Raw genomic sequence first — 12,245 nt, forward strand, 5'->3', positions numbered from 1 at the left:
AAGTGGCTTTACTTTAAACAGAAAGTGTTAAATTAAGTTTTACTGTCTTGCCATTTCTAACTACTTCTACTTTAACTACATCACCGGCTTTATGTGTACTTTTAAGCTTATTTAGTTCATCCACAGTTTTAATCTTTTGGCCATCGAACTTTACAATAATATCAGCGGGTTTAATACCTGCCTTTTCTGCAGCACTAGCTTCTTTAATTTGTTGAATATATACTCCTACTGGAATATTGTATTTTTGAGAAGCATCTTCAGTAACATCGCTGCAAGAAATTCCTATACTGAGAATTGGTTTAATTAAAGCTTCCATTTTAGGGTTTACTGTATTAATTGGTATTGCAAAACCCAATCCCTCCACCCCATCTTGACCTATTTTAGCAGTATTTATTCCTATAACTTGACCCTTAGTATTCACAAGAGGGCCACCACTATTCCCTGGATTAATAGCTGCATCTGTTTGGATAAATTTCAAATCTTTATTCTCAATGCTTACTTGTCTATTGACTGCACTAACAATTCCTGTAGTAACAGATCCTAAAAATTCTTTTCCTAGGGGATTCCCAATCGCTACTACTGATTCTCCTACTTCAAGCATATCCGAATCTCCAAATTCAACCACACCTGGGACTTTAGTTCCCTCTGCTAATTTAATTACAGCCACATCACTTGCAGCGTCATAATTAATTATTTTTGCGGAGACTTCTTTTCCATCACTAAGCATAACTTTAATATTCTGTGCTCCACTTATAACATGATAATTAGTTAAAATATATCCATCTTCACTAAATATCATCCCAGTACCCACACCTTCTGGTTGAGCACTCTGACCTCTAAACGAGCTACTTACACTGGTGCTACTGGTGGAAATTGCAACTACTGCTGGACTTACCTTTTTCACAATTTCAGGTGTAGTTAATGTTTCTGTGCTATTAGTAGTTGCAATCTTTGCTTTTGTATCTGTAGTAGCCTTTGTAGTAGTTGCTTTAGGTGCGCTAGACGTAGTAGTATTTGTATTTGTATTTTTCATCATATTCATTGTAACAACAGCAGCACCTACCCCTCCAAGGGTAGAACATATTGCACCTACCAGTATATAGGACACTATTCTCTTTCTCATTCCACCTCCATCTTTTTTCGCCTTTTTATCGTTTATTTCTGTGTAACTGGTGTTTTCTAATTGTAGAGGCAAAGTTTCACTTTGTTTTTCATAAAGGTCATCTTTAGGCATATTATTATTTTCATTCATATTATTTTCCTCCTTATTGGATTTGGTTTTTGTAAGATATATAAAAGTTATTATCACTTATCTAGTTGAAAATTATAGTAAATCGAATATTTAGATTTCTTTTTCAATTTTTTCTTATATTTTATCCTTAAGTATATATTAAGACTTCTATGTTACAGTTTAGTGTCAACTTTATTAACAAACCTTTAATAAATATTATTTATACTTTAATTATTATAGACAACTATTCGTATTTATAAAAAAAATAGTGAAATCATTATATGAAAATATAATGATTTCACTATTTGACCACAATTCACCACTTACTTATTATTGATTTTCATATGCCCTGTTATTTTTGGGATAGCTATTTGTATTATTTACCAGCATATAGCTCAACTATTTTAAGTATTACTTCAACAGCCTTCTCCATGGCAAATGTTGGAATAAATTCATATTTACCATGAAAATTATGCCCCCCCGTGAATATATTAGGTGTAGGAAGCCCCATAAATGAAAGCCTTGCGCCATCTGTACCGCCTCTAATTGGTACCATTATAGGATTTACTCCTACTTGTTTCATAGCTAAAAAGGCTGTATCTACAATATGTTTAACTGGCTCTATTTTTTCTTTCATATTGAAATATTGGTCCTTGATTTCTATTTCAACAGTGCCGCTACCATATTTTTTATTTAGTGTATTTACTATGTTTTTGATAAATAATTTTCTATTTTCATAACTTTCACTATCAAAATCTCTTATGATATATTGAAGTTTAGTTTCTTCAACCTCTCCATTAAGAGCAATTAAATGATAAAACCCTTCATACCCTTCTGTAGTAGCTGGTGTCTCATTTGAAGGTAGTGAATTCACCAATTCATTTGCTATAAGTGTAGAATGAATCATTTTCCCTTTTGCTGAACCAGGATGAACATTTCTTCCATGAATAGAAATTTTTGCTGATGCAGCATTAAAATTTTCATACTCTAGCTCCCCAATAGTTCCTCCATCTATAGTGTATGCAAAATCTGCTGCAAATTTTTTAACATCAAAAATATCTGCTCCACGCCCCACTTCTTCATCCGGTGTAAATCCAATACGAATTTTTCCATGTAGGAACTTAGGATTTTCCATTATATACTCTACAGCAGCCATTATTTCAGAAATCCCTGCTTTATCATCAGCTCCCAGTAAGGTAGTTCCATCTGTAGTTATAAGAGTTTTTCCTATGTAATCCTTGAGCTCTGGAAAATCCTTTGGAGATAGTATTATTTTGTTTTCCTCATTTAAAATTATGTCTTCTCCATCATAGTTGTAAACAAATTTAGGATTAACATTATTTCCAGACATATCTGGAGCAGTATCCATATGGGCTATAAATCCTATTGTTGGTACTTCTTTTTCTACATTTGAAGGAATCGTTGCCATTATATATCCATTTTCATCTATACTTGCATCTTGTATACCCATTTCCTTTAATTCTTTAACTAATTCCATGCCCAGTATTCTCTGACCTTTTGTACTTGGAACAGTAGTTGATTCCTCATCAGATTTAGTATCGTAGCTTACATATTTCAATAATTTTTCTACAACTTTTGACATTTGCCCATCTCCTTATTTTTTATGCATCTATTAAAATTTCTTTGTTGTACCGTTTACATTATACTACAATAAGTTAAAATCTTAAACATTGGTTACAATACATTTTCACATTCCATCGATGAAACTCAATTAATGAAATGTTGAAAAATGTACTATTTCTTATTCAAAAAGTTATCAATTAATTTTTCTGCCATTCTCTTTTGCAAATTGGCCTTATTAATAAGTTGTAATACCATTAATACTAATTCTATTAACTCTCCATCTTTTTTTCCCATTTCTTTGATTCTACCTTTTATAAATTCAGAGTCCTTTTCTATATCACTTACAAAATTCTGATTTTGAACTTCTTTGATGTCTAAAAAATTATTGTACAAATTTTCTAATGAAAGACTTGTGCCCTTTGGGGCTTTTATATCAATAATAGAATCAAATATTATATTAATATCACTAATTGATATAGTCTGCTTTAAATTATAAATAAGCATCAGTAGTATCATATGCTCATTAGTATATTTTTTATTTTTTGCTGGCATCAATACTTTGCCTTTAGTATAGTTATTAATCATAGTTTTTGTAAGAATCTTATCATCTTCATTTCTTTTAAGACCTTCAAGCTTTTCATTAAAGAAAGTTGTAACTTGATCCATATATAAATCTACGCAAGGTATTTCCATTAAAGTAATATCTTTTGTTCCTATAATCTCTTCTACTAATTTATCTAAACTTTCCTTGTTATAATCCATTTATTTCACCTCTCCTTCATTATATAGTATTAATTACTAGTAATCCACACTAAAAATTATGAGTAATCTATAAGTTGTAGTAGTTGTGGATTATTCAAATTATCCAATTGTATTTGTAGCATTCTTAAGCTATCGGTTGCAATTTAATTATAATTTAAATTATTGACCAAATTCAGTATAAATATGAATAATACCATTATTGATATTTGCCACTTTGTATAGTAGTATTAATATATATCGAACATAGTTATAAAAACTACGTATACAATTCTCATAACTGGATATCCTATGTTTAGTCAGTTCATATCACAAAGAATATTATCTTTGTTTTTCATATTATAAACTATTAAAGAAAAATCATAAATTTGAAGGAGTGATCAATTTGTTATCAAGATTTAGAGAGCCTGTAAGTAGCCTTACGCATCTAGTTGGTGCCTTTTTATCCGTAATAGGATTAATACTATTAATTAAATATTCTATGAACACAACAAACGCATATAATACTATTATCCTTTCAGTGTTTGGAATAAGCTCAATACTACTTTACTGCGCAAGTTCAATCTACCATAAATCCACATCTTCAAAAAAGGTCATAAAAGTACTTAGAAGAGTAGACCATTCTATGATATACGTTCTAATTGCAGGGACTTATACTCCTATATGTCTAATTGCTTTGAAGGGCACCATAGGAACCTTACTTTTCTTAGCTATTTGGATACTGGCCATTATAGGAATTGTCTTGAAAATAGTTTGGTTTGATGCCCCTAGATGGTTATCCACTGGATTTTATATTCTAATGGGTTGGATTTCTATTTTCGTTGTCGTACCCCTCATAAAAGCTGTATCCTTAGGTGGCTTTATATGGCTACTAGCAGGTGGCCTTTTTTACACTATAGGTGGTGTTATATATGCCACTAAATGGCCTAAAATAAACCTTAAGTTTTTTGGATTTCACGAAATATTTCATATTTTTATAATGCTGGGCAGTCTTTGTCTTTATGTACTTATGTTTAAGTACATAATGTACATCAAATAGTTTTGTACTATGTAGGCACGTGAAAATAAATACGAAGTCAGTAGAAAGTATTTGACTTGTTATTTGCTTTCATGTGCCTTATTATTAAATTATAGAACTAAAACTAATAATTTCAGTGAAAGTAGGGATGTTAATTATGATAAACTTATCAAAAGGTATAACTTTTGAAGAGTATTTGGAAAAATCAAAACTAGAATATGGTGACATACAGCTTACAACTTATAATTCTACTAATTTGTCTTCGAGCGCTAAGCAGTCTCTGCAGAACTTAACTTCCATTGTTAATGTAGCAGTTTTTTCTGAGGGGTATTGCCCTGATTGCATTGTTACGCTCCCCTTCCTTAAAAGAATGGCACAGGAAAATAAAAACATAAACTTATATTGCTTTCCCAAAACTGGTTACGAAAACTTTTTAGAAGAATACACAGGTGCTAATCGTATTCCAACTATTATAACTTTTGATGGTGAAATGAATCCAAAGGGTGCTTATGTAGAGTTTCCAAAAGAACTATTGGAAAAAATGATTCCATTAAAAATTGAAGAAAAGAAAAATCTAGTTAATGATTATAGGCTAGGAAAATATAATTCTATTATTGAACAAGAACTTTTAGATATAATTTTATAAATCCTATAAAATTAAACTCCCCCTGCCATTAGGGGGAGTTTAATTTTTAACTCTCATTTCTTAGTTAAACTCTATTTATTCCCATTTTCTTTGCTACCCTCATAACTTCGCTTGCTACTGATTCACAAACTCGAAGATCAAAAGCATCTGGAATTATATAATCTGCAGATAATTCCTCATCGCTAATTAAATTAGCAATTCCCCTAGCTGCTCCAAGTTTCATTTCATCATTAATTTCCTTTGATCTAACAGTTAAAGCACCCTTGAATATTCCCGGAAAAACCAGAACATTATTTATTTGATTAGGAAAGTCTGATCTTCCCGTAGCCACTACAATGGCCCCTGCTTCTTTAGCAAGACCCGGCATAATTTCTGGGGTTGGATTGGCCATAGCGAAGACTATACTATCACTATTCATAGTTGAAACCATTTCACCAGTTAAGACTCCTGGTGCAGATACTCCTATAAAAACATCTTTACCTATAAGTACTTGTTTTAAGGTTCCTCTTTCAAAATCACGGTTTGTATTTTTAGCAATTTCAGCTTGAGCTGGATTTAAAATAGCATCGCCTTCCACTAACGCTCCATGTTTATCACAGAGTAATATATTTACAGCACCAGCACTTAGTAATAACTTGCATACTGCAATCCCAGCTGAACCCGCTCCATTAATTACTATATTTGCAGTTTCTAGTTTCTTGTTAACTAGTTTTAAAGCATTATAAAGCCCCGCTAAAACCACTATTGCAGTGCCATGTTGATCATCATGGAATACAGGTATATCCAATTCCTCTTTTAATCTTTTTTCTATGTAAAAACACTCTGGCGCTTTTATATCTTCAAGATTTATCCCCCCAAATACAGGCGAAATCAACTTAACAGTTCTTATAATTTCTTCTGGATCTTCAGTATCCAAACATATAGGGAAAGCATCTATACCTCCAAATTTTTTGAATAATAATGCTTTACCTTCCATTACAGGTAGTCCTGCCTCTGGTCCAATATTACCAAGTCCAAGAACTGCTGTACCGTTAGTAACTATAGCTACTGTATTTCCCTTTATAGTATAATCATAAACTTTATTTTTGTCTTTTGCGATTTCTAAACAAGGCTCCGCTACCCCCGGGGTATAAGCTATAGCCAAATCATGTTTATTTTCAAGTTTTACTTTTCCTATTATTTCTAATACTCCTCTATTCTCTTTATGCATTTTTAATGATTCTTCTTGTATTGACATTTATAAGCCTCCTTGCTTTCTCGGGTATCTATATTGATTGCTAATTTAATATTTATACTTTTATAAAATAAGCATATAAATATCTACTTTCCATTTAAAAATTCACAATAGGGTGCTATAGGACACATCTCACAATTAGGCTTCCTTGCTTTACATATTTTTCGGCCATGCCATATAATATAATGATGGGCATCACTCCACATTTTTCTAGGAATATTTTTCATAAGTTGCTGCTCTACCTCTTCTACGTTTTTTCCTGAGGCAAGCCCTATTCTTTTTGAAACTCTAAAAACATGGGTATCAACAGCAATTGCCGGAATACCAAAAGCATTGGATAATACCACATTAGCAGTTTTCCTACCTACACCACTCAGTTCTATTAGTTCTTCCATAGTGCTTGGCACCTCACCATCATGTTTTTCTAATATAAGCTTTGTAGCACCTAAAATATTTTTACTCTTATTATTATAAAACCCACAGCTTTTAATTTTCTCTCCTAGTTCTTCTTGTGATAGTGTAATCATAGCGACCGGTGTATTATATTCCTTATATAGCTCTTTTGTAACAATATTTACTCGCTGGTCAGTACATTGCGCTGATAATATAGTTGAAACTAAAAGTTCATAATGATTAGTGAAATCAAGGCCACACTTTGCTCCTGCATATGTTTCATTAAGAATTTCAAGCACTGCTTTAATTGTTTTCTTATTCATATAAATCACCCACTTTTTACTATCTAACTATTTCCTTAGGATTATTTTATCACACTCTATGCCAAAATAATTTAATTCTAAATTTTTTAATTATAAATTGATTAATAAAAATACGCTGTTTACCCCTACATGAGGAAAACAGCGTATAAATTATAACTATTACTTTGCGCCAATTCCTTTAGCACGTAGCTTTTGAAGCATATCAGTAGTCATTTTTGCTAAATCATATTCAGCTACAAATCCCCACTCATTTTTAGCACAAGTTGAATCCATTGAATTTGGCCATGAATCAGCGATTCCTTGTCTTATTGGATCTACATTATAATCCATAATAAAACCAGGCATATGTTTTTTGATTTCAGCCGCTATTTCTTCTGGCTCAAAACTCATAGCTGCAATATTAAATGCATTTCTATGTATTAATTTTGATGCATCAGCTTCCAATAAATTAATTATTGCATTTATTGCATCTGGCATATACATCATATCCATCTTTGTACCACTCGCAATGAATGAGGTGTACTTGCCTGATTTTAATGCTTCATAGTATATGTCAACTGCATAATCAGTTGTACCGCCTCCTGGAAGAACTTCATAAGAAATTAGTCCTGGGAACCGAACTCCTCTTGTATCAACACCAAATTTTTTATAGTAATAATCACATAATAATTCTCCTGCAACTTTATTTACACCATACATAGTTGTTGGTCTTTGAATTGTATCTTGTGGAGTATTATCTTTAGGCGTAGATGGTCCAAATGCACCTATAGAACTTGGTGTAAAGAACTTGCACTTTACTTCTCTTGCAACTTCTAAAGCGTTTACAAGTCCACCCATGTTTATATTCCAAGCCAGCAGTGGTTTTGCTTCTGCTGTTGCTGATAATAAAGCTGCTAAATGAACTAATGTATCTATTTCATATTTTTTAGCAAGTTCCAGCATAGCTTTATGATCAGTTACATCCAATAGTTCAAAAGGACCGGTCGTAACTACAGGGCTACCCTCTAGCTTTCTTAAATCTGTTGCGATTACATTTTCACTACCATAAATTTCTCTCATTTTCATTACAAGTTCTGAACCTATTTGTCCTAAGGCTCCTGTTACTAATATTTTTTTCATTATATTCCCTCCATATTTAGCTAATTAATGCATAATATTGTAAACGTTTAAATTCATAGATATAACACCTATTTATTAGGCGTTATATCTAATTGTTATTTATTTTATTATCTTCATTTCTTTACCAACTTTTTCATAAATAGCTAATGCATTATCTAACATTTCTTTTGTATGTGCTGCTGTAGGCATATTTCTTACCCTTCCAGTTCCTTTTCTAACAGTTGGGAAAACTATTGATTTTGCGTAAACGCCCTCTTCAAATAGTTTCTTACTGAATTCTTGAGTTTTAAGTTCATCTCCTATTATACATGGAGTAATTGGAGTTTCACTATTTCCAATATCAAATCCAAGGTCTTTTAACCCCTTCTTTAAATAATTTGCATTCTCCCAAAGTTTATCATGAAGCTCAGTACTTTCTGTAAGAATGTTAATAGCTTCAATTGCAGCACCTGCTGCTCCTGGTGTTAGTGATGTTGAGAAAAGGAATGGTCTAGCGCGAACCATAAGCCAATCAATTAAGTCCCTTGTTCCAGCTACATATCCACCTACAACGCCAATAGCCTTAGATAATGTACCAATTTGAAAGTCTATCTTATCTGACAACCCAAAATGATGTACAGTACCTGCACCTTTTCCCATTACTCCTGAACCGTGAGCATCATCTACGTACGTTATTAAATCAAACTCTTCTGCTATTTTTACAATTTCAGGAAGTTTGGCAACATCACCATCCATAGAGAATACACCATCAGTGATAACCATAATTTTCTCATATAAGCCTGACTCTACTGCTTCTTTTGCCTTATTTCTTAAATCTACCATATCTGAATGTTCTACTCTTATGATTTTGGCTCCAGATAATCTACACCCATCTATTATTGATGCATGATTTAGTGAATCTGAAAGAATAGCATCTTTTTTATTCATTACTGCTGAAATTGCTCCCATATTACAATTGAATCCTGATTGGAAAGCAATAGATGCCTCTGTATGTTTAAATTCAGCAAGTTTTTGTTCCAATTTAGTATGAATCTCTAAAGTACCATTTATTGTTCTAACTGCACCTGCTCCTGTACCATATTCCTTAGTTGCTTCAATAGTAGCTTCAATCATTCTAGGATTTGTTGCAAGACCTAAGTAGTTATTTGAAGATAAGTTAATTAACTCCTTATCCCCTATTGTAATAACAGGTCCATTTGAACTTTTTAATATATTAATTACGTTATACAAACCTTTACTTTTCAAATCATCTAAATTCTCTTTTAAAAATTTTCCTAATACTTTACTTCCCATGATAACATGCCTCCAAACTTTTTTTTTGTATATTCCTATAAAAATATATAAGAATTTCATATTTAATCACAAGTCCATTATATATCTTTTATCTCGAAATGCCAAATCAAATTATAAATTCTCTATCCTAAAAGCAATATTTCTTTTATTTTTTTAAATTTATGATTTTTTTTCACCATTAATACTCATTATACCACTAATAAGCTCGTTTATATAAGATATATTTAAAAAAACAAGATTTCAGTTCTTAAACAGAATTTCTTGTTTTTATTACTTATTATTAATTATTACCTAATTGGAATCGGAATATACTCCTCTATATTGCTCTGGAAGTAACACTGCTATACTCACCATAATTTCATGCATGGCCCTATCATGATACTGATTTTTATCTTCCTCGACATTTTTGCTTGGAAGCATAATAGGTTCACCAATATTAATATTTACATCTGCATAATTAAATTTTTCCGATGCCATGTTTGTTTCATTAATTGGTAATAACTTTTCTGTGCCCCATATGCCCATGGGAATAATTGTTGCCTTTGATAATTTAGCCATTAATAAAAGACCCTTCTTAGCTTCTGCCATTTTCCCATTTCTACTTCTGGTCCCTTCTGGAAAAATCATAATATTATTTCCTTGTTTTAACGTATTAACAATTTTAGATATAGCTTCCTTATCTGCAGAATTAGGTTTTATATTTATAGTCTTAGCCACGTGGAATCCTAGTTTAGTAAGCTTATTATCTGTTAGCTTTATACCAGCAACAAAAGTTACATTTTGATCCTTTAATAGCCTGTTCATAATTATACCATCAGCATTACTTAGATGATTACATATAAAAATCATTGGAGACTTTATATCCGCAATTTTTTCCATTCCATGGGTTTTTATATTTGCATATTTATTAATATATGTATCCAGCAATTTATTTGCTATAAATGATACCACTTTATCTGGTAAAATATCTATTATTCGGAGCATTATTGGAGAAATCATTAAAATTCCACCTTTCATAAAAAAGTATTTATATAATTATTATAAATTGAAAAACTTTAAAAGTCTATAATAATAATCCCTTATATAAGGTGATGTTTCCTTCCCTATATTTATAATCTTAATTTTTTCAGTTAAAACCGCATTAATAATCGCATTCCTTTTAAGTATATTTTTCCCTCTCCACCCACAAGAAGTTATCTTATACTTGTCTTTAAATAAGTCATTGTCCATATTCATTAAAGCTTTTAAGTCCATATTTTCCATATATTCATAGGGTTTGAATTCACTAATAGTGCTAAACTGGATTTCACTGTTGTATGGGCAAGCCCTCTGACAGGTATCACAACCAAATAGTCTCCCATCTAATTTTTCAAACCAAGAATCCTCTATATGTTTTTTCTGAGTTATGTAGGAAAGGCATATATTGGCATCATTGTTTATTCCTGAGACTCCCTTCACTATAGAATTTGTAGGGCATGCTTGTAAACACATCTCACACTTACCACATTTTTGTACAAGTGGTTTATCAGGTAAGATTATCAAATCTGTTATAATTTCTCCTAAAAAAACATATGATCCGTATTTTTCCGTTATAAGTGTATTATTTTTTCCTATGAATCCCACTCCACTATTGCAGGCAATATATCTCTCTGGTAGCGCATTGCTATCAACAAAAGACATAGCTTTTCCTCCCACACCCTCAATGAATTTACAAACCTTCTCCATATACTCAGTCGTAACTGCATGATAATCTCGTCCCAGGGTATATTTAGAAAAATATGCGCTTTGGCTAAAATCTAAATCATATATATATGGAAATGCAATAGAAATTATAGTTTTTCCCTCTGGCATATACAAAAATGGATTTATTCTCTTATCTACACTATGCTCCTCAAACTCATTTTCTAGTCCACGCTTTTTTCTTGCGTCAAAATAAGGATTTAGCTCATGAAAAATCCTACATTCGCTAAATCCTATTGTGTCTATTCCTTGTTTTTTACAAAACCCTATTATTTCTTCCTTAATATTCATATTGTCAGTCCTTCTTTATATCACCATATCATTATACATTCTTTTAGTTTTCCCTAAATAATCCTTAATCTCTATTATAGGGATAGCTTTCATAAAAATTACTCTAGCTGGAATCCCAACAGCAGTGGCCTTAGCTAATACATCTTTTAAAACCACAGCATTGGCACCGATCTTACTGCCAGACCCTATTTTAATTGGCCCCAAAATTTTTGCGCCAGCACCCACCACCACATCATCCCCTAAAGTAGGATGTCTTTTACCTTTATCCTTACCCGTTCCGCCAAGTGTAACTCCTTGGTACAAGGTTACATTATCTCCTATTTCCGTGGTTTCTCCTATTACTACTCCCATTCCATGATCTATAAATAATCCTTTACCTATTTGAGCTCCTGGATGAATTTCTATCCCAGTAAAAAATCTTGCAATCTGAGATATAGCTCTAGATATAAAATAGACTTTATGATTATATAGAAAATGAGCTATTCTATATAATATTATAGCATGGGTAGAAGGATATAGAAATATTACTTCCACCCAATTCTTAGCTGCTGGATCCTTTTCTAATACATTCTTAATTTCATATTTTAACATTTTAAGCATATAATTCTTCACCC

12 protein-coding genes are annotated in these 12,245 nt (G+C 31.8%); 2 read left to right on the forward strand and 10 right to left on the reverse strand.

Annotated elements, in window-relative coordinates; all coding sequences use genetic code 11:
• Positions 1-13: 13 nt before the first annotated feature.
• The 3 genes from KPL50_RS05915 to KPL50_RS05925 all read right to left on the reverse strand — a co-directional run bounded on the left by KPL50_RS05915 (position 14) and on the right by KPL50_RS05925 (position 3,577).
• Entirely contained in the window at positions 14-1,252 is a 1,239-nt protein-coding gene (locus tag KPL50_RS05915; RefSeq protein WP_253200474.1) for a S1C family serine protease, read from the reverse strand.
• Between the two features lie 355 nt (positions 1,253-1,607).
• The gene (gene pepT, locus KPL50_RS05920; protein ID WP_216297539.1) at positions 1,608-2,834 is read right to left on the reverse strand and encodes a peptidase T; all 1,227 of its coding nucleotides are present in this window, start codon (positions 2,832-2,834) and stop codon (positions 1,608-1,610) included.
• Between the two features lie 152 nt (positions 2,835-2,986).
• Positions 2,987-3,577: a DUF1836 domain-containing protein gene (locus KPL50_RS05925; protein WP_216297540.1), complete on the reverse strand. Its 591-nt coding sequence runs from the start codon at positions 3,575-3,577 to the stop codon at positions 2,987-2,989.
• A gap of 382 nt (positions 3,578-3,959) precedes the next feature.
• On the opposite strand from KPL50_RS05925, the gene KPL50_RS05930 reads away from it, so the two are divergent.
• A complete protein-coding gene (locus KPL50_RS05930) occupies positions 3,960-4,613 on the forward strand; it encodes a hemolysin III family protein (RefSeq protein ID WP_216297541.1) in 654 nt (217 codons plus the stop codon).
• A 136-nt stretch (positions 4,614-4,749) separates the two neighbouring features.
• On the forward strand, positions 4,750-5,238 hold the full coding sequence (locus KPL50_RS05935) for a thioredoxin family protein (protein WP_216297542.1): 489 nt from the start codon (positions 4,750-4,752) through the stop codon (positions 5,236-5,238).
• Between the two features lie 64 nt (positions 5,239-5,302).
• Here KPL50_RS05935 and KPL50_RS05940 read toward each other — a convergent pair whose 3' ends face one another.
• The 7 genes from KPL50_RS05940 to epsC all read right to left on the reverse strand — a co-directional run bounded on the left by KPL50_RS05940 (position 5,303) and on the right by epsC (position 12,231).
• Positions 5,303-6,475 carry an NADP-dependent malic enzyme gene (locus KPL50_RS05940; protein ID WP_216297543.1) on the reverse strand — a complete coding sequence of 391 codons (1,173 nt, stop codon included), beginning with the start codon at positions 6,473-6,475 and terminating at the stop codon, positions 5,303-5,305.
• An 83-nt stretch (positions 6,476-6,558) separates the two neighbouring features.
• Positions 6,559-7,188 (reverse strand): endonuclease III, encoded by a 630-nt coding sequence (gene nth, locus KPL50_RS05945; protein WP_216297544.1) that lies wholly within the window; start codon positions 7,186-7,188, stop codon positions 6,559-6,561.
• 159 nt (positions 7,189-7,347) lie between these two features.
• Entirely contained in the window at positions 7,348-8,307 is a 960-nt protein-coding gene (locus tag KPL50_RS05950; protein ID WP_216297545.1) for an L-threonine 3-dehydrogenase, read from the reverse strand.
• Positions 8,308-8,406: 99 nt separating this feature from the next.
• Positions 8,407-9,600, reverse strand: a complete 1,194-nt coding sequence (locus KPL50_RS05955; RefSeq protein WP_216297546.1) for a glycine C-acetyltransferase — start codon at positions 9,598-9,600, stop codon at positions 8,407-8,409.
• 291 nt (positions 9,601-9,891) lie between these two features.
• Complete coding sequence (locus tag KPL50_RS05960; RefSeq protein ID WP_216297547.1) at positions 9,892-10,599, reverse strand: 1-acyl-sn-glycerol-3-phosphate acyltransferase; 708 nt, start codon at positions 10,597-10,599, stop codon at positions 9,892-9,894.
• Between the two features lie 39 nt (positions 10,600-10,638).
• Positions 10,639-11,631, reverse strand: a complete 993-nt coding sequence (gene queG, locus KPL50_RS05965) for a tRNA epoxyqueuosine(34) reductase QueG (RefSeq protein WP_216297548.1) — start codon at positions 11,629-11,631, stop codon at positions 10,639-10,641.
• 15 nt (positions 11,632-11,646) lie between these two features.
• Positions 11,647-12,231 (reverse strand): serine O-acetyltransferase EpsC, encoded by a 585-nt coding sequence (epsC, locus tag KPL50_RS05970; RefSeq protein ID WP_253200475.1) that lies wholly within the window; start codon positions 12,229-12,231, stop codon positions 11,647-11,649.
• Positions 12,232-12,245 lie beyond the last annotated feature (14 nt).

Origin of the sequence: Clostridium sp. CF012, assembly GCF_018861755.1 — a bacterium.
In the GTDB taxonomy this organism is placed as follows: domain Bacteria; phylum Bacillota; class Clostridia; order Clostridiales; family Clostridiaceae; genus Clostridium_AD.

Bases quoted from the DNA above. Each gene is read 5' to 3' on its own strand.
- KPL50_RS05950 (WP_216297545.1), bottom strand. From the start codon at position 8,307: ATGAAAAAAATATTAGTAACAGGAGCCTTAGGACAAATAGGTTCAGAA.
- KPL50_RS05960 (WP_216297547.1), bottom strand. From the start codon at position 10,599: ATGATTTCTCCAATAATGCTCCGAATAATAGATATTTTACCAGATAAA.
- KPL50_RS05925 (WP_216297540.1), bottom strand. From the start codon at position 3,577: ATGGATTATAACAAGGAAAGTTTAGATAAATTAGTAGAAGAGATTATA.
- queG (WP_216297548.1), bottom strand. From the start codon at position 11,631: ATGAATATTAAGGAAGAAATAATAGGGTTTTGTAAAAAACAAGGAATA.
- KPL50_RS05955 (WP_216297546.1), bottom strand. From the start codon at position 9,600: ATGGGAAGTAAAGTATTAGGAAAATTTTTAAAAGAGAATTTAGATGAT.
- nth (WP_216297544.1), bottom strand. From the start codon at position 7,188: ATGAATAAGAAAACAATTAAAGCAGTGCTTGAAATTCTTAATGAAACA.
- KPL50_RS05915 (WP_253200474.1), bottom strand. From the start codon at position 1,252: ATGAATGAAAATAATAATATGCCTAAAGATGACCTTTATGAAAAACAA.
- KPL50_RS05935 (WP_216297542.1), top strand. From the start codon at position 4,750: ATGATAAACTTATCAAAAGGTATAACTTTTGAAGAGTATTTGGAAAAA.
- KPL50_RS05940 (WP_216297543.1), bottom strand. From the start codon at position 6,475: ATGTCAATACAAGAAGAATCATTAAAAATGCATAAAGAGAATAGAGGA.
- pepT (WP_216297539.1), bottom strand. From the start codon at position 2,834: ATGTCAAAAGTTGTAGAAAAATTATTGAAATATGTAAGCTACGATACT.
- epsC (WP_253200475.1), bottom strand. From the start codon at position 12,231: ATGCTTAAAATGTTAAAATATGAAATTAAGAATGTATTAGAAAAGGAT.